The 13,946-nt window shown below is 68.5% G+C and carries 19 protein-coding genes; 5 read left to right on the top strand and 14 right to left on the bottom strand.

The features are described from left to right. Positions 1-20: 20 nt before the first annotated feature. From NL115_RS02645 to coaBC, 3 genes are all read right to left on the bottom strand, one after another. Complete coding sequence (locus tag NL115_RS02645; RefSeq protein WP_254831673.1) at positions 21-800, bottom strand: SDR family NAD(P)-dependent oxidoreductase; 780 nt, start codon at positions 798-800, stop codon at positions 21-23. Between the two features lie 46 nt (positions 801-846). Further along, positions 847-1,197, bottom strand: a complete 351-nt coding sequence (locus tag NL115_RS02650) for a DUF5518 domain-containing protein (RefSeq protein WP_254831674.1) — start codon at positions 1,195-1,197, stop codon at positions 847-849. A gap of 130 nt (positions 1,198-1,327) precedes the next feature. Beyond that, positions 1,328-2,497 carry a bifunctional phosphopantothenoylcysteine decarboxylase/phosphopantothenate--cysteine ligase CoaBC gene (gene coaBC / locus NL115_RS02655; protein ID WP_254831675.1) on the bottom strand — a complete coding sequence of 390 codons (1,170 nt, stop codon included), beginning with the start codon at positions 2,495-2,497 and terminating at the stop codon, positions 1,328-1,330. Positions 2,498-2,595: 98 nt separating this feature from the next. Between coaBC and NL115_RS02660 the strand changes: the two genes are divergently transcribed. Next, positions 2,596-2,820, top strand: coding sequence for a hypothetical protein (locus tag NL115_RS02660; protein ID WP_254831676.1), 225 nt, complete (start codon positions 2,596-2,598; stop codon positions 2,818-2,820). Between the two features lie 31 nt (positions 2,821-2,851). Here the strand turns inward: NL115_RS02660 and NL115_RS02665 are convergent, their stop codons facing one another. Then, positions 2,852-3,682: an FAD-dependent oxidoreductase gene (locus NL115_RS02665; protein WP_254831677.1), complete on the bottom strand. Its 831-nt coding sequence runs from the start codon at positions 3,680-3,682 to the stop codon at positions 2,852-2,854. A gap of 82 nt (positions 3,683-3,764) precedes the next feature. Between NL115_RS02665 and NL115_RS02670 the strand changes: the two genes are divergently transcribed. Next, complete coding sequence (locus NL115_RS02670) at positions 3,765-4,298, top strand: SRPBCC family protein (RefSeq protein ID WP_254823217.1); 534 nt, start codon at positions 3,765-3,767, stop codon at positions 4,296-4,298. Between the two features lie 66 nt (positions 4,299-4,364). Next, the gene (locus tag NL115_RS02675; RefSeq protein WP_254831678.1) at positions 4,365-4,661 is read left to right on the top strand and encodes a DUF7967 family protein; all 297 of its coding nucleotides are present in this window, start codon (positions 4,365-4,367) and stop codon (positions 4,659-4,661) included. A 57-nt stretch (positions 4,662-4,718) separates the two neighbouring features. Here NL115_RS02675 and NL115_RS02680 read toward each other — a convergent pair whose 3' ends face one another. The 3 genes from NL115_RS02680 to NL115_RS02690 all read right to left on the bottom strand — a co-directional run bounded on the left by NL115_RS02680 (position 4,719) and on the right by NL115_RS02690 (position 6,790). Then, a complete protein-coding gene (locus NL115_RS02680; RefSeq protein WP_254831679.1) occupies positions 4,719-5,285 on the bottom strand; it encodes a plastocyanin/azurin family copper-binding protein in 567 nt (188 codons plus the stop codon). A 119-nt stretch (positions 5,286-5,404) separates the two neighbouring features. Continuing rightward, positions 5,405-6,184, bottom strand: coding sequence for an NAD(+)/NADH kinase (locus NL115_RS02685; RefSeq protein ID WP_254831680.1), 780 nt, complete (start codon positions 6,182-6,184; stop codon positions 5,405-5,407). Positions 6,185-6,346: 162 nt separating this feature from the next. After that, complete coding sequence (locus NL115_RS02690) at positions 6,347-6,790, bottom strand: DUF7313 family protein (RefSeq protein WP_254831681.1); 444 nt, start codon at positions 6,788-6,790, stop codon at positions 6,347-6,349. A gap of 146 nt (positions 6,791-6,936) precedes the next feature. Here NL115_RS02690 and NL115_RS02695 point away from each other — a divergent pair, with 146 nt between their 5' ends. Both NL115_RS02695 and NL115_RS02700 read left to right on the top strand, forming a co-directional pair. After that, a complete protein-coding gene (locus NL115_RS02695) occupies positions 6,937-8,238 on the top strand; it encodes a M28 family peptidase (RefSeq protein ID WP_254831682.1) in 1,302 nt (433 codons plus the stop codon). Positions 8,239-8,335: 97 nt separating this feature from the next. After that, complete coding sequence (locus NL115_RS02700; RefSeq protein WP_254831683.1) at positions 8,336-9,397, top strand: polyprenyl synthetase family protein; 1,062 nt, start codon at positions 8,336-8,338, stop codon at positions 9,395-9,397. Between the two features lie 146 nt (positions 9,398-9,543). Here NL115_RS02700 and NL115_RS02705 read toward each other — a convergent pair whose 3' ends face one another. From NL115_RS02705 to NL115_RS02735, 7 genes are all read right to left on the bottom strand, one after another. After that, the gene (locus NL115_RS02705) at positions 9,544-9,813 is read right to left on the bottom strand and encodes a DUF7314 family protein (protein WP_254823224.1); all 270 of its coding nucleotides are present in this window, start codon (positions 9,811-9,813) and stop codon (positions 9,544-9,546) included. Between the two features lie 8 nt (positions 9,814-9,821). Next, positions 9,822-10,202, bottom strand: coding sequence for a DUF7315 family membrane protein (locus NL115_RS02710; protein WP_434084006.1), 381 nt, complete (start codon positions 10,200-10,202; stop codon positions 9,822-9,824). A gap of 152 nt (positions 10,203-10,354) precedes the next feature. Further along, positions 10,355-11,152: a cytochrome b family protein gene (locus NL115_RS02715; RefSeq protein WP_254831684.1), complete on the bottom strand. Its 798-nt coding sequence runs from the start codon at positions 11,150-11,152 to the stop codon at positions 10,355-10,357. A 7-nt stretch (positions 11,153-11,159) separates the two neighbouring features. Beyond that, a complete protein-coding gene (locus NL115_RS02720) occupies positions 11,160-11,954 on the bottom strand; it encodes a cytochrome b (RefSeq protein ID WP_254831685.1) in 795 nt (264 codons plus the stop codon). 91 nt (positions 11,955-12,045) lie between these two features. After that, positions 12,046-12,888 (bottom strand): Rieske (2Fe-2S) protein, encoded by an 843-nt coding sequence (locus NL115_RS02725; RefSeq protein WP_254831686.1) that lies wholly within the window; start codon positions 12,886-12,888, stop codon positions 12,046-12,048. Next, on the bottom strand, positions 12,888-13,274 hold the full coding sequence (locus NL115_RS02730; RefSeq protein WP_254831687.1) for a DUF7318 family protein: 387 nt from the start codon (positions 13,272-13,274) through the stop codon (positions 12,888-12,890). The genes NL115_RS02725 and NL115_RS02730 overlap by 1 nt, the downstream gene beginning before the upstream one ends. 1 nt (position 13,275) lies before the next feature. Then, a complete protein-coding gene (locus NL115_RS02735; RefSeq protein ID WP_254831688.1) occupies positions 13,276-13,836 on the bottom strand; it encodes a plastocyanin/azurin family copper-binding protein in 561 nt (186 codons plus the stop codon). Positions 13,837-13,946 lie beyond the last annotated feature (110 nt).

Consider the following 13,946-nt stretch of genomic DNA (forward strand, 5'->3'; position numbering starts at 1 on the left):
CACGCTCCCCCCTCACGCTCTCAGTACCAGGTCATCCCGGCGTCGATGCCGATCTCCTGTGCCGTGATATGTCGACCGCGCTCGCTGGCGAGGTACGCCACCTGCTCGGCGACCTCCGCGGCGTCGGTCATGTAGTCCGGGAGCGCGAAGTCGTCGGGGCCCATGCTGGCCGGTTCGGCCCGCTCGACGGCCGCGAGTTCGGCCTGCTTCGCGACGACCTCCTCGATACGCGGCCCCTCGACCGGCCCCGGCAGGACCGTGTTGACGGTGACGCCATCCCGTCCGAGTTCGTAGGCCAGCGTCCGCGTCATCCCGACGAGTGCCATCTTCGAGGCCGCGTACGGGAGCCGGTTGACGTAGGGGCGTTTGCCGCCGATGGAGCCGATGTTGACGACGCTCCCTCGCTCGGACGCCCGGAGATGCTCCTCGGCGTGTTTGGCACAGAGGAACGGCCCGACCACGTTCACCTCCTGCGTGTGCCGGAAGTCGTCGGCGTCGATGCGGTGGACCGGTTCGACCGGGCCGCCGATGCCGGCGTTGTTGACCAGACAATCCAGCCCACCGAACTCCTCGACCGTCGCCGCGACCACCGCGGCCACGTCCTCCTCGTCGGTCACGTCCGTCTCCACCGCGACGGCTGCTCCACCCGCATCCGCGACCATGTCGGCGGTCTCGTCGATGGCGTCCCCACTGCGGGCCGCACAGACGACGTTGGCGCCGTAGCTCCCGAACGTCGTGGCTATCTCTCGACCGATTCCCTGCGAGGCACCCGTCACGAGCGCCGTCGTTCCCTCGAGCATGACCGAGGGGTCGGGTGGCCAGGGATTAAGCGTTCGCGTACGGGAGTCAGGTGGTAGCGTACATCGAGCGTGTCCGGACGTACCCCCCGACGACGCTACCGAGGACGGAGACGCTGACGGTGTACAGTCCGGCCAGGAGGAGCCAGACGAGTCCCACCGTCGGAATGAGCGTCAGCAGCGTCGACACGTCGTACCCGGACGACCCCCACACCAGCGACAGTCCCGACGCACCCACCACGAGTGTGGCGAGCACGGTCAGGACCCCACCGGCACGGGCGCCTGCCCGGAGGCGGTCGCTCGTCCGACCCGTCGTCCGGTACCCCACCACGAAGCCGACCGTCAGCGGGACCAGTACCGTCCCCACCGCGACGGCGGCCGGCAGGAGGTACCTGCTCATCGACCCCCAATCGGGAAGCGGAGACATACCTGTTGAACGTGTGTTCAGCAAGTAGTTCTTTTTGCCGGCTTTGACCGGTTATTCAATAGAGCCCGGGAGGGGTCGAGTCGTCTCCGCCGCCGAGCACACGTTACCCCCCATCCGGGTCGTCGAGTTCGGCAGCGAGCTCCTCCGCCACCCGGATGCCGAGCGCGTCCTTGCTTCCCACGAACTCCGTGATGGTCGATCCGCGGACGAACAGCGTCCGGGTCTCGGCGTCTCCCAGGACGGAGGCGTCGTTCCCAACGACGAACGCCAGCCCCGCCCGGTCGAGGGTCTCGCGCGCCTTCGCGACGAGTTCGTCGTCGTCGCCGCTCGTCTCCAGTTTGAAACCGACGACCGTGAGGTCCGGGTACTCCCCGCCGACGGTGTCGATGAGCTTCGGTGTCGGCTCCAGTTCGAGCGTCAGCTCCTGACCCGAGCGGAGCTTCTCCTCGCTCGGCGCGACCGTGTAGTCGGAGATGGCGGCCGCGCTCACCAGTGCGTCCGCGTCGTCGGCGTGGGCGCGCACGCCGTCGAGCATCTCGGCGGCGCTCTCGACCTGCTCGACGGTCGCGTACACCGTGTCCGGGCCGTCGTGGACCAGCGTCACGTCCGCCCCGAGGACGTAGCACGCCCGCGCGACGGCGCGACCGGTCCGCCCGGAGGCACGGTTGGTGATGGTTCTGACGGGATCGATGCGCTCGCTCGTCGCCCCACTCGTGACGACGACGTGGCGCCCGGCCAGCGGCGTCGACCCCGCCGCGCGAGCGACCTCGGTCACGATGTCGTCCTCGGCGGCGATCTTCGCCTTCCCCTCCTCCAGCCGCGGGTCGGCGAAGTCGACGCCCCACTCCTCGAGGCGGTCCAGCGAGGCGAGGACGCCCGGGTGGTCGTACATCGGCTCGTGCATGGCCGGCGCGACCACCACGGGGATATCCGTACCGAGCGCCACTGTCGCACAGGTCGTCACGGGCGTGTCGTCGACCGCGGCGGCCATCTTGCCGACGGTGTTGGCGGTGGCCGGCGCCACGAGGAACACGTCCGCCCAGCCGTCACGCCCGCAGAGCTCGACGTGTTCGACGGCGCCCGTGATCTCCGTGACCACGCCGTGCTCCGTGGCGAACTCCAGTGCCCACGGGTGGATGATGCCCGTCGCGGCGTCGGTGGTGACCGCACGCACCTGGGCCCCGTGGCGACGTAGCTCGTGCGCCAGCTCGACCGTCTTCACCGCCGCGATGGAGCCCGACACCCCCAGCGCGACGTTCACACCCTCCAGCATAGCCCGCCGTTGATGCCTGGGGGTATTGAGTCCCCCGCACGACGCGTGCGGGGCCGGCCGACGAAAGATATAACGTCCTGCTGAACACCCGGTCAAGCATGCGCCAGGCGAACATCGTTACCGGGCCGGTCCTGGCCCTGCTCGGGCTGGTCATGCTCGCCGCGGCGCCGGTACTGGGTGAGCGGGGCTGTCTCGTCGGCTCGCTCACCACGGGCGCCTGTGGCACCGGCGGCAACCTGATGACCGCGCTCGGGGTCACGCTGGGGCTCGTCTTCCTCCTCGTGGGGTACGCCGCCTTCACGCGCGGCCTGACCGGCTACTGAGCCGTCGGGTGTCCCGTTTCCCGTCGTCCCGCTAGTCGTCGCCCTCGCCGTCAGTCTCCGCCTCCCGCGCCCGCTTGGCCACCACGCTCGGGTGCATCGTCGGCTCGTCGGGGTGGGGCTCGGCGAACGCCTCCCGCATCCGCTCGATGGACGCCTGCTCGCGGCGCTCGCGCTCCTCGGCCGGGACCTCCTCGCAGCCCGGCGGGACCTCGCGGTCGCGCTCGCTGAAGTATCCCTCCGGGACGACCCAGTCGTGGTAGAACGGCACCTCGCTGTCCTCGACGACCGCGAGGCCAGCCTCCGCGCCGTGACCGGCGCAGACGACGGTCTGGTGGGCCTTGGTCGCCAGTCGTCCGGCCGCGTACAGCCCCTCCACGGCCGTCCGGCCGCAGTCGTCGTCCGTGTCGACATAGGTCTTCGAGCCCCGCTCCAGCAGCGCGACGCCACTGTCCTCGAGATACGAGGCGTCGTTCCAGGACGATGCCACGACGAACGGCGCCGTCAGGACCGTCTCGTCGTCCGTCCGCTCGACCCTGAGGGCGTGTGCGTCCTCGTCCGGGTCGATGTCCGTCACGCGTCCCTCGAGGAACGCCGCCCCGTTCGTCCCCGCCTGCTCGGCGAGCAGGTCGAGGAACAGCCGCGCGTTCACGCCGGCCGGGAAGCCGGGGACGTTCTCCAGATGCGCGTTCCGTCGGAGGATGGACTCGCCGTCATCAATCACGAGCGTCTCCAGCCCGGCACGTGCCGTGAAGGTCGCTGCCGTCAGGCCGGCGACGCCACCGCCGACGACGATGACGTCCGGGTCCGTGGGTGGCTCGTCGCTGGTCGCGCGCTCGGCCGTCGTATCGTCAGTCTCGCTCATATCTGCAGTCGACCACCGGCCGACAGGAACCTGACGGTTCGCCCCACGGAACGCTTACGGCCGCGCGGGGCGACACCCGGACGTGGACACCGTCGAGGTCAGCACCGTCGTCTACATCCCGCCCGCGGAGGCCCACGAGTTCCTGGTGGACTTCCCGGGGTACGCCCGGTACTCGGAGTATCTCGACCGGGTCGACCAGCACGGCGATGGCAGCCCGGGCACGGAGTACGACCTCCACTTCTCGTGGTGGAAGCTACACTACACCGCCCGGTCGCGCGTGGTCGCGGTGGAGCCGCCGGACCGGCTGGACTGGACGGTCGTCAAGGACATCGACGCGCGTGGCCGCTGGGTGGTCGAGGAACTCCCCGACGAGGAGGTGCCACCCGACCGGGCACACGCGACCCGCGTGCGCCTGCAGATACAGTTCTTCCCCGACTCGGCCGACGAGAACGCCGTCGACCTCCCCCGGTTCGTCTCCATCGGCTGGGTCGTCGAGAGGGTGAAACCCCTCATCCAGGAGGAGGCAGAGCGCATCGTCCGGCGTATCGTCGCCGACCTCGAGGGCGAACCCCGCGACGTGGACCTGGAGATCCACACCACCCCCGATTCGGTCTGATGGCGACTGTCCCGCATTGTGGGATTCGGCGGAACGCGAATACCCCGTCGTCCCGTAGTCATACGCATGAGTGGAACTGAAGCCCGGACGGACGCCGAGCCGGTCCGCGTGTGGCTCGTCGAGCGGACGTACTCCGACGACGAGCAGAACCTCATCATCAGCACCTACGCCACGCCCGACGGCGAGCGCTACTACCGCCAGGAGCGCGCCCTGACGACGTTCTCGGGGACCGACAGCGGGACGCCTGTCTCCCGGGAGGTGGCCGCCTCGGACCTCGGGACGAGCGACCCCGAGGAGCGCGAGCGCTACGCGGCCGAGGCCGCACGGATGGCCGAGAGACACGAGCGGGACGAGCGGCTCTGAAGGTTCGACATGACTCTCGGTACGATGGACGGGCAGCAGAAGACCGTGTGACCGGTGCTACTCGTCGGGCGTCTCGTAGTCGCCGCCGTACTTCATGAAGAAGTACGCCAATCCGAGCGTCGAGACCATCCCGAAGCCGGTGGCGATACCGAGCGTCTTCGCGGAGTCCGGAATCTCCGGCGGGCCGCTGACCGGCTCCGGCGTCGGTGAGGAGCCGTCCTCGTTGACGACGACCTTGCCGGCCATCCCCGGCTTGTGGGGGAAGCAGACGTACTCGTACTCGCCTTTCGTCTCGAAGGTGTGCTCGTAGGTGTGACCCTCGTTGTAGGTCGTGGTCTCGGAGCCCTCGGTCCCCTCCCAGCCGGCACCCTCGGGCTGGGAGTTGACGACGATGTTGTGGTTGTTGGAGTCCCACTCCCACTTGACCGTCTCGCCGGCGGCGACGTAGACGGTCGCAGGCTCGAAGACGAGGTCGCCACCGGGGCCGACGGTGACGGTGGCGGCCTGGGCTGCGGCGCTCCCACTCGTGACGGCCACACCGCCCGCGGCAGCGGCACCGCCGGTCGCCGCGCGGAGGAACCCACGACGGCTCACCTGCCCGGCGGACGAATCCTGTCCTGTCATGTCCGTCCCTAACTACTACCCGCCCCTGAATATATCGATTCGCGGCCGGCACGGCGGCACCCGAGCCCCACGCTCCAGTGTCCGGCGAGCCACCGCGACGTGCGGGGCCCGTTCGGACGCTATCGTTCGACCGGAATCGCCCGTTCCTCGAACGCCGACCGTCCCTCGGGGACCCGCAGGAGCCGGATGTCGTCGACCGGACGGACGTGTACGTCCTCGCCGGCGGGGACGTTGCCGGCAGGCCGGCCGTCTGCGAGCAGTTCGACGGGCGCCTCGTCGCGGTCCACCCGGAGGGCGACCGAGTCGTCGGCCAGCACCCAGTGGTCCGTATCCGTCGCGAACGGGGATATCGGAACCACCTCGACCACACCAGTTTCGGGCCCGACCACCGGCCCGCCGGCGGCCCGTGCGTAGTCGGGACTCCCGGCCGGCGTCGCGACCACCACTCCGTCCGCGCGGAACTGCCGCACCGTCGCCGCCCCCGAACGGACGGTGTACTCGGAGATGCGCGCGGCCTCCTCTGTCACCAGCGTCAGGTCGAACAGCGCGCGGGTCTCCGCCAGCGCACCGGCCGCGCCGAGTACCGGATGCTCGACGACCTCGAACTCGCCCGCGACGAGCGACCCGACACCCCGCTCGATAGCCGACGCGGGAACCGCACCGACCCCCGACACCGCGCCCGCGGGCAGTACCGCTGCCGAGACACCGTGTCGCGCCAGCGACACCAGCGCCGCCTCACCGACCGTCACGATAGCGTCGACGCTCCGTTCCTCGGCCATCGCGCGGGCTCCGCCCTCGACGGTGTCGAGGCCGGCACGCTCGGCAGCCCCCAGCGCGGCCCGGGCCACCGGCCCCTCGCCGACCACGCCCAGCCGCCGGAGGACCCCCTCGTCGCTCATGTCCGGAACCGTCGGCGGGCGGCGACATAAGCCCCCGGAAAGGCGGTGTTCCGGTCACGCGCTCGCCGACCGCCGGCAGCCCCCGTCGACCGACGCGTCGCTCTGCAATCCGGATGAGCTCTACCGAGAAGAAGGCGATAATCCAGAGTTTTCGGTCGTAATTCAGACGATTGACGACCAGACCGGCTTGATGACGAAGAAGAGGGTCTGGTAGCCGATGTACATCAGCGCGAGGATGGAGGCGGCGATGGCACCCTTCGGCCGCTCGATGTCGATCTCCCGGCGAGCTTCGACCTTGCGGGACTCGAACTCGAACAGGTCCGTCAGGAATAGCCCCAGGACGATGACGGAGAACACCAGCCCGCCGTGGTGGTGGACCGTCATGTAGTAGAACGAACCGACGAGCAGCAGGACGTTCGTCCCGACGCGGATCGGGTGTCGGCTGACTGCGTCGGCCCCGCCATCGGCCACCTGGCTCTTGATGCGCTCGTACTCCAGCGCGCGCGCGCCGATGTTGACGACCAGCAGCACCAGCAGGACGTACTCGATGTACGGCCCGAGGACCGTGTCCACGGGACCGAAGAGGTTGACGAGTGGCTCGGCCATACCCCACGTTCGGTCGTATGCGCGTTTCAAACTTTCCAATCCCCGGCCCGGTTCGCTCCCCCCGAAGTCCCGCACTGTGACCGACCGACATCAGGCCGTCGGGACGGGTGCGTGTCTTTTTGCCCTCGCCGCCCCCCGACGTGGCTATGTCCGACTGGATCGGCGAGACGTTCACGAGCGATATCGGCTGGGACCACCTCGAGACGCTGGTGGATATCGGGGACCGGATGGCCGGGAGCGAGGGCGAGCGCCAAGCCGCCGAGGCGACCCGTGACGCGCTGTCGGCGGTCGGCGCGCGCGATACCCGCCTCAAACCGTTCGATATCCAGGGCTGGGTCCGCGACTCCTCGGCGGTGGCAACCGACGCCGGGTCCGAGGCGTGCATCGCGCTCCCGCGCTCACCCGCGGGCGAGGTCACTGGCGAACTGGTCGACGTCGGCTACGGCCTCCCCGAGGACTTCGACCGCGACCTCGAGGGGACAGTCGTCATGGCGGCCTCGAACGTGCCCGAGTGGTACGACCGCTTCCTCCACCGGCGCGAGAAGTACTACCACGCCGTCGAGGGCGGCGCGGCGGCGTTCGTCTTCCGGAACCACGTCGAGGGGTGTCTTGCGCCGACGGGGAGCGTCGGGACCCCCGAGGCCCCCATCGGCGACATCCCCGCCGTCGGCGTCTCGAAAGAGGTCGGTGCCCGCCTCTCGCGCAGGTTCGAGGGCGAGGAGGTGACGGTCCGGGTCGACTGCGAGACGCCCGACGCGACCAGTCAGAACGTCCGTGCCGACCTCGGCCCCGACACGGACGAGGCGGTCCTGCTGACGAGCCACATCGACGCGCACGACATCGCCGAGGGGGCGAGCGACAACGGCGCCGGCACCGCGATGGTCGTCGAACTCGCCCGTGCACTGGCCGACCGCGAGTCCGAGCTGGACACGCGCGTCCACGTCGTCTGCTACGGCGCCGAGGAGGTCGGGCTCCTCGGCTCCGGATACGACGCCACAGAGCGCGACCTCGACGACGTGACCGCCGTCGTGAACAACGATGGTGTCGGCGTGGCCCGGACGCTGAAGGCGTACACGCACGGGTTCGACGGGCTCCAGGAGGCGGTCGACATCGTCGCCGACCGGTTCGACCACCCCATCGAGACGACGCCGCGACTCGGGCCACACAGCGACCACTGGCAGTACGTCAAGCACGGCGTCCCCGGCTACCACCTGACCAGCCACACCGGCTCCGCGGACCGCGGCTGGGGGCACACCCGGGCGGACACGCTGGACAAACTGGAGGCTCGAACCCTCCGCGAACAGGCCGTCCTCCTGACCGAACTCGTCGTCCACCTCGCCGACGAGGGGACGTCCGTCGAACACCGCGCCCCCGAGGCCATCGCCGCGCAACTGGAGGCCGAGGACTACGCCGAGGGGCTGAAGGTCACCGGCGACTGGCCGTACTGACCGCCGGCACGCCCGCGCCCCCAGCAGTGTGCCCTCGCGGCCGGGACGGCCGGAGCGACGCGCAAGCGTTTAGTCCGGTCCCGGATTGCGATTGCTCATGCGCGAGGTACTCGCGGAGTGGCGGCCGGTCGTCGACGAGACCATCGAGGAGCTGCTCCCCCGCGAGATCGACGAGGACTACCTCACGGACTTCTTCGGCCCCGCAGCCTACCAGTACGACCCGGAGGCCATCCAGACGGCGCTGGCCGACCCCATCTGGGACCTGCTCGACCGCGGCGGCAAGCGCTGGCGGGCGGTCCTCCTGCTCGTCCTCGTCGACGGCTTCGGCGAGGACCCCGAGGACTACCTCCAGTACGCCTGCATTCCGGAGATCCTCCACAACGGCACCATCATCGTCGACGACGTGGAGGACGGCGCCACGATGCGCCGGGGCGAACCCGCGCTTCACCACGAGTTCGGCGTCGACATCGCGCTCAACGCCGGCAACGCGATGTACTTCCTCCCGCTGAAGGTCCTCACCCGCAATCCAGCCGACCTCGGCGCGGAGACGCGGCTGGCGGCCTACGAGATGCTGATGCACGAACTCAACCGGACCCACCTCGGCCAGGGGATGGACATCCGGTGGCACAACGCCCGCGACGTGGCCCTCTCCGAGGACGAGTACCTCGAGATGTCGGCATGCAAGACGGGCGCGCTGGGCCGCATCGTCGCCCGGCTCGCGGCCATCATCACGGACAACGAGGCCGACGAACTCCACGTCGCCCGCTTCGCCGAGTCGATGAGCGTCGCCTTCCAGATCGCCGACGACATCCTCGACATCGAACACGCGATGGAGGCGGGCGGCGACTTCGGCAAGGGCGTCGGCAACGACATCCGCGAGGGCAAGAAGACCCTCCCCGTCATCCACGCCGTCACGCACGCCGACCGCGGCGACGCCGAACGACTCGTCGATATCCTCTGGAGCGACGAGAACACCGACGCGGAGGTCCGCGAGGCCATCGACCTGCTCCAGGAGTCCGGGAGCGTCGACTACGCCCGTGACCAGGCGAAGGCCCTCGCGGCCGACGCCCGCGACCACCTCGACGAGGCCGACCTGGAATCCGAGGCGGCCGAGCAACTCGCGGACTTCACGCGGTTCGTCGTCGAGCGCGACGTCTGATATCTCTCGGGTTCGGCTGGTTCTCGGATACTATCTGCTTGCTGGTAGATATGGCGCTGCCTATCAGCTTGTGCGGGTGGTGATGGAGAAATGCCGAGGGCAAGGAACGACGGCCGAGCGGCGGCCGTCACCGTACGGATTGTGTGTCAGTTCTCGGGTTCGCCGCGGTAGGCGCGCCGGGCCTCCCGCATCGCCGGGATGACGACCCAGAAGGTGATGGCGCCGAGGATGGCGAACCAGAACAGGACGTCCTTCAGGAGGAGCGCGACGGTATCGTAGAACGTCGCGGCCTCCGGTTCCGGTGCGATGAGCTGGGTGCTCTCGAAGCCGGCCGTAGTGTACCAGCCGGCCAGCGTCATCCAGCCCAGCCCCGCCGTCACGAGGATGCCGAAGCCCTTGGCGAACTCGTCTGCCATACTCGCGCTTAGCTCTCGCCGTCTTTAGGGTTTCCCATTCCCGCCGTCCGGAACCGCGTGGAGAACGCGTACACTGCGGCCCCGGCGGCGATGCTCAGCAGGCCCGCGACCGCCAGCACGACGTTCACCTCGCTCAGGTCGCGGCTCGCTCGGCCCGTCGCCGTGTCGAGCAGGATGAATCCCGCGAGGACGGCGACGACCGCGAACAGCGTCGAGAAGACCGTGATGCGCTTGTACAGGGCCAGCGGCACGACCACGTCGCGCCCACCGGCACCCTCGGGGTCGACCTCGGCGTCCGAGACCGACGGCCCCTCGTCGTGCTCCGGGTCGGGTGCGTGGTCCGGCGCCGGCTCGCCAGCGTCCGCGTTCGCGCCCTCGCTGTCCGTCATCACGCCGACTACGCGAGGGACGCACTTGAGGATTGAGAGTGCGGCACGATGCGCGAGCCGACCGAACCACGGCGAGCCGACCCGGAAGCGCGGTCGCTGTCGGGCGGGAAAACAGCGAGAACGACCGGGAGGACGGGCGGGCGGGGTCGGCGTTACTTCGGTGGCCGCAGGCGGTAGTAGCGTCGGTTCAGCTCGAACATGTACCCCTCCCGCATCGACTTCAGCACCGCGTACGCCAGGAAGCCCCCGACGAACGGGAGCAGGAACGTCAGGTCGAACAGCAGGTGCGCGTCAAGCGGTGCGAGGTTCTTGACCGAGAGCGCGCTGATGGTGAACGCGAAGATGACGCCGAAGACGCCGACCGCCGCCCAGAACGGCTGCTCGACGGGCCGCCGGGCCGCACCCTTGTTCAGGAACGGCACGATGGCGATGAACCCGACCACGACCAGGTTGGCGACGACGCCGTAGGTCCGGTCGGCCATCAGCTTCTCCCCGCCCAGCAGCGCCAGGTCCGGGTTCAGCGGCCCCAGCTTGAGCAGCCCGAACGACCAGTACAGATACCAGTCCGGCAGGATGACCGCCGGCGTCTGCGAGGGGTTGGCCGGCGCCCCGATGTGGGGCGGCAGCGCCGCCGAGAGGAAGACGACCATACCGACGAAGAAACTCGTCAGCGCGAGATTCCGGATCATCTCGTGGGGCCACACCGGGAACGCCAGCACGTCGCGCTCGACGTAGTCGCTCTCGGTTCGCAGGTCCTGGTCCTCGCGCCGGGCCCGCTCGAAGTACTCGTAGGTGAGCTGTGAGAGCCCCTGGGTGCGCTCCTTGCGCTCGCGCCACGTGGGCGTCTCGTCGTCCGGGGCGACGATACCGCTCCCGTCGGCTGCGGTCTCCTGCCCACCGTCTGTCGCGGTCTCGTTGTCCGCGTCCGTGGTAGTGTTGGTGTCGCTCATTGTTCGATTAGTGCGGCTCCGCGATGCCCTGCATCCAGACGATGCCGATGTGGATGGCGATGAGCGCCGTCGTGATGAACGGCAGGAAGAACACGTGCAGGATGTACATCCGCTGCAACGTGGCCTGGCTCAGGGTGAACCCGCCGAACAGCAGCTGGGCCACCCACTCACCCGCCAACGGCACTGATAACGCCATCTCGACCCCGATCTGCCCGGCCCAGAAGGCCAGCTGGTCCCACGGGAGCAGGTAGCCCGTGTACCCGAAGACCATCGTCAGCGAGATGAGGACGATGCCGATGATCCAGTTGAGTTCGCGGGGCTCCTTGTACGCGCCCGTGAAGTAGACGCGCAGCATGTGGAGGAAGACCGCCGCGACCATCACCTGCGCCGACCAGCGGTGGAGGCTCCGCAGGAAGAAGCCGAATCGCAGGTCGGTCATGATGAACGTGATGGAGTTGTACGCGGTACTCGGGTCGCCCGTGGTGGCGGGCGAGTAGTAGAAGCCCAGCAGTGCGCCGGAGATAGCTGCCACTACGTAGGCGATGGTACTGAAGCTCCCCAGCGCGTACAGTGGGTACCAGTACCAGAACTTGTTGTCCAGGTTGTACTGTTCCGTGTGGCTCTTTGGCATCTGCATGTTGATCTTGTAGTACAGGTCCTCGAGCAGTTCGAGGTAATCAACGATGCGGAGCCGCTTGTCGAGCCACATCAGTGTCGTGAGGTAGACCGTCTCGACCGGAGTCAGGTCTCGCTCCTTCATCCAGCCCTCGTGGTCGTACTCGTCCTTGCGTTCCAGACTCATGTTGTGTGGTTCCCGTCTCCCGGTTTCCGTGGTGACCGCCTGCCCGCTGTTACGAACCGATTCGACTTATAGCCGTGGTTCCCGATGCCCGCTACTCCGGCCGCGGTAGCGCGACGAACGACACGTTGACGATGCTGAAGGGGTCGTAGATGGACTGGTGACACTGGCAGTAGACACCGTCCTCCCCGCCGAACTTCGCACTGCCCTCGTAGGCCTTGAACGCCGGCACGCAGCAGAAGTGCGTGCATTTGTCGACCCACGCCATGAACCCGTCCTCGGTGGTGGTGGCGCGGAGCCAGTCGCCGTCGATGTCTTCCGGCGGGTTCTCGCGCATCTCGATGATCTTCGGCGAGCGGAGTACCTGCACCGGAATCGTCGAGGACGGCGGCACGTCCTCGGAGCGCCAGTTGGCCATCGCGGGCTTGCCGAGTCCGGCCTTGCCGATGCCACCGTTCCACTCGCGGAAGTCCTCGAACAGGTCCGCCGTGATAGGGTCGCCCGGCTCCAGCTGCTCGGCCTGCCAGTCGTACGGCGGCGAGGCGGCCGCCTTGAACACGTTGTTCTGGTCGGCACCGGGCTGCACACCGGGGTAGGTCTGCACCCCGCAGTACTGGAACGCGGCCGAGGTGTACGTCGAGCCGCCCAGCTGCATCTTCGCGACGCCGTCCTCGACGGTGTCGGGCCAGATACCCACCAGCTCGCCGGCGTCGTTCTTCTTCACTGGTACCTGCGGCATCCCGCGTGGCGCGGGCCCGTCGGTGTTCTCGATGGCGAAGTACTGCGTGATACCACCGCCAGCTCCGGAGGACGAGGTCGCGGTGTTGACCGCGACCGCCGAGCCGGTACCGATACCGGCCAGGGTCGCGCTCCCGACGACGCCCTTGACGAAGCGCCGTCGACCACTCTCGGCCGGGTACTTGTCGTCTGCACTCATTATTTCTTGTAGTAGGGGTAGACCGCGCGCTTCACCGACTCCCAGGCGTCGGGTAGCGAATCGGTTCCGTACATATCCTCCTCGCGAACGTAGAGGTCCTCCCACTTGCGACGCCGCTTCTTGACGATCATCACGTCCGGGAGGAACTCCTTCCGGTACAGCAGCAGGATGAACGCCAGGTCCAGGAAGATGACCGCGAGCATCCCGCCGAGGAACATGTTCCCGAACTCGGACATCGCCCAGCCCGCGACGAGCCCGTAGGTGAACAGGCCCACGAAGACGACCTCCACGACCGTCAGGAGGACGATACCGATGAGAGCCGCTGTCGACTCGCTCGGGGGCTCGTACCGGTGGATGGCGCCGTAGGTGTTGTTGCCCGAACTCATCTCAGTCACCCCCGCTCGCGTGCGGGCTCTCGCCGTACTTGAGCATGAAGAACGTGAACATCACCGACACGAAGATGGCGAGGATGGTCGCGATGCCCACGAAGTGTGCCTGGATGGGGACCCCCATGTGCTTGGGGTCGGCCTCCTTCTGTCCGCCGCCCCCGCCGCCGGGCTTTTTCCCTTCCTCGTTGACGATGACCTGCCCGGCCATCGACGGGGCGTGCGGGAAGCACTGGTACTCGTAGGTGCCCTTCGTCTCGAACGTGTGCTCGTACTCGTGGCCCGTGTTGTACGTCTTCGTCTTCGGGCCCTCCGTGCCCTCCCAGGTGGCGCCCTCCGGCGTGGAGAGGACCTGGATGTTGTGGTTGTCCGAATCCCAGACCCACTTCACGGTGTCGCCCGGTTTGACGTACACCTCAGAGGGCTCGTAGACGAGGTTGCCGCCGGGGCCGACGGTGACCTCGGCGGCCTGGGCGCTGGCCGTGCCCGCGGTGCTGGCGGACGCTGCCGCGGCGACGGCGGTCGCCCCGGCCCCGGTCCGCAGAAACTCCCGTCTGTTCATATACACCAAGGACTCGGGTTTACGCGCCTATAAACTCACCGAACGCGGGGCCGCGGCGCCGGCCTCGGTAGGGTCCGAGGACGGCACACACGCCGGTTCGTATCCGGGTG

Origin of the sequence: Haloglomus salinum (assembly GCF_024298825.1) — an archaeon.
GTDB lineage: Archaea > Halobacteriota > Halobacteria > Halobacteriales > Haloarculaceae > Haloglomus > Haloglomus salinum.

What these genes read in the sequence shown, in the direction of transcription:
- NL115_RS02645 (WP_254831673.1), bottom strand. Translation starts at nt 800, where the DNA reads ATGCTCGAGGGAACGACGGCGCTCGTGACGGGTGCCTCGCAGGGAATC.
- NL115_RS02650 (WP_254831674.1), bottom strand. Translation starts at nt 1,197, where the DNA reads ATGAGCAGGTACCTCCTGCCGGCCGCCGTCGCGGTGGGGACGGTACTG.
- coaBC (WP_254831675.1), bottom strand. Translation starts at nt 2,497, where the DNA reads ATGCTGGAGGGTGTGAACGTCGCGCTGGGGGTGTCGGGCTCCATCGCG.
- NL115_RS02660 (WP_254831676.1), top strand. Translation starts at nt 2,596, where the DNA reads ATGCGCCAGGCGAACATCGTTACCGGGCCGGTCCTGGCCCTGCTCGGG.
- NL115_RS02665 (WP_254831677.1), bottom strand. Translation starts at nt 3,682, where the DNA reads ATGAGCGAGACTGACGATACGACGGCCGAGCGCGCGACCAGCGACGAG.
- NL115_RS02675 (WP_254831678.1), top strand. Translation starts at nt 4,365, where the DNA reads ATGAGTGGAACTGAAGCCCGGACGGACGCCGAGCCGGTCCGCGTGTGG.
- NL115_RS02680 (WP_254831679.1), bottom strand. Translation starts at nt 5,285, where the DNA reads ATGACAGGACAGGATTCGTCCGCCGGGCAGGTGAGCCGTCGTGGGTTC.
- NL115_RS02685 (WP_254831680.1), bottom strand. Translation starts at nt 6,184, where the DNA reads ATGAGCGACGAGGGGGTCCTCCGGCGGCTGGGCGTGGTCGGCGAGGGG.
- NL115_RS02690 (WP_254831681.1), bottom strand. Translation starts at nt 6,790, where the DNA reads ATGGCCGAGCCACTCGTCAACCTCTTCGGTCCCGTGGACACGGTCCTC.
- NL115_RS02695 (WP_254831682.1), top strand. Translation starts at nt 6,937, where the DNA reads ATGTCCGACTGGATCGGCGAGACGTTCACGAGCGATATCGGCTGGGAC.
- NL115_RS02700 (WP_254831683.1), top strand. Translation starts at nt 8,336, where the DNA reads ATGCGCGAGGTACTCGCGGAGTGGCGGCCGGTCGTCGACGAGACCATC.
- NL115_RS02705 (WP_254823224.1), bottom strand. Translation starts at nt 9,813, where the DNA reads ATGGCAGACGAGTTCGCCAAGGGCTTCGGCATCCTCGTGACGGCGGGG.
- NL115_RS02710 (WP_434084006.1), bottom strand. Translation starts at nt 10,202, where the DNA reads ATGACGGACAGCGAGGGCGCGAACGCGGACGCTGGCGAGCCGGCGCCG.
- NL115_RS02715 (WP_254831684.1), bottom strand. Translation starts at nt 11,152, where the DNA reads ATGAGCGACACCAACACTACCACGGACGCGGACAACGAGACCGCGACA.
- NL115_RS02720 (WP_254831685.1), bottom strand. Translation starts at nt 11,954, where the DNA reads ATGAGTCTGGAACGCAAGGACGAGTACGACCACGAGGGCTGGATGAAG.
- NL115_RS02725 (WP_254831686.1), bottom strand. Translation starts at nt 12,888, where the DNA reads ATGAGTGCAGACGACAAGTACCCGGCCGAGAGTGGTCGACGGCGCTTC.
- NL115_RS02730 (WP_254831687.1), bottom strand. Translation starts at nt 13,274, where the DNA reads ATGAGTTCGGGCAACAACACCTACGGCGCCATCCACCGGTACGAGCCC.
- NL115_RS02735 (WP_254831688.1), bottom strand. Translation starts at nt 13,836, where the DNA reads ATGAACAGACGGGAGTTTCTGCGGACCGGGGCCGGGGCGACCGCCGTC.